Here is a 1,048-nt window from a genome sequence, read left to right on the forward strand (position 1 = left end):
GATTCCCGGCCGATCATCTCGCCGTAACCCGGTGCGGGCGCCTCTGTCGGTGTTGCTTGATCGAACAGTCGCACGGGCATTGCCGTTGCGGTGATCGCCCGCATACAGGACCGATCCCATGACGATTGCAGTGCCGCTTGCGGTTGCGGCCGGCGTCGATGCCGGCCAACGTTTTCTCGATGTCGCGCTGGCTCCGTCGGGCCAGACCTTCCGGATGCCTAATCTGGCCGAGGGCATCGCCGAGATCATCGCCCGGCTCGAACGGTCCGGCGTCAGGCGGGTGGTTCTGGAGGCGATCGGTCCCTATGCCGAACCGCTGGTCAGAGCGCTTTCGGTCGCCGGCTTCGAAGTCGGCATCGTCAATCCGCGCCGGATCAAGGCGTTCCGCGAGGCCGAAGGCGGTCGCGCCAAGACCGACAGGCTGGACGCGCGGCTGATTGCGCGCTTCGCTCTGACTATGCCCGAGACCCTGCGCCCCTGCCGACCGACACCCAACTCGAGCTGAAGGCGTTGTCGCTGCGACGCCGCCAGCTCACCGAGATGATCGCGATGGAGAAGACCCGGATGAAGCAGGTCCGCGGCACGCTCCTGCTCGATAGTCATCGGGCCGCGATCGCCGCGTTGTCGGCGCAGTGCCAAGCCATCGAGGCCGAACTCGCCAGGCGCATCGGCGACGACGCCGAACTCCGCCGCGTCCTTCACATCCTCAAATCGATCCCCGGCATCGGCGAACGGGTGGCTACGCTCCTCATCACCGACCTACCCGAACTCGGCCAGCGCGATCGCAAGGCCATCGCCAGCCTCGCAGGGCTCGCGCCGCACATCAGCCAATCCGGCGCAGCGCCGCCTCGCGCCGCCATCGCCGGCGGGCGTCCTTGCGTCCGCGCCGCCCTCTACATGGCCGCCCTGGTCGCCGCCCGCCACCACCCCAAGCTCCGCGACGACTACAACGCCCTTCGTCTGCAAGGAAAACCCGGAAAGGTCGCGCTCATCGCAATCGCCCGAAAACTGCTCGTCACAGCCAACGCACTCGTCAAAGCCGACACGC

Annotated in this window: 1 pseudogene; it reads left to right on the plus strand. The window is 67.4% G+C overall.

Going from position 1 to position 1,048, the window contains the following annotated elements:
- Nucleotides 1-118: 118 nt before the first annotated feature.
- Nucleotides 119-1,048, plus strand: a pseudogene (locus DY467_RS26910) (IS110 family RNA-guided transposase); the annotation flags it as partial.

This window comes from Rhodopseudomonas sp. BR0G17 (assembly GCF_010907025.1).
In the GTDB taxonomy this organism is placed as follows: Bacteria; Pseudomonadota; Alphaproteobacteria; order Rhizobiales; family Xanthobacteraceae; genus Rhodopseudomonas; species Rhodopseudomonas palustris_H.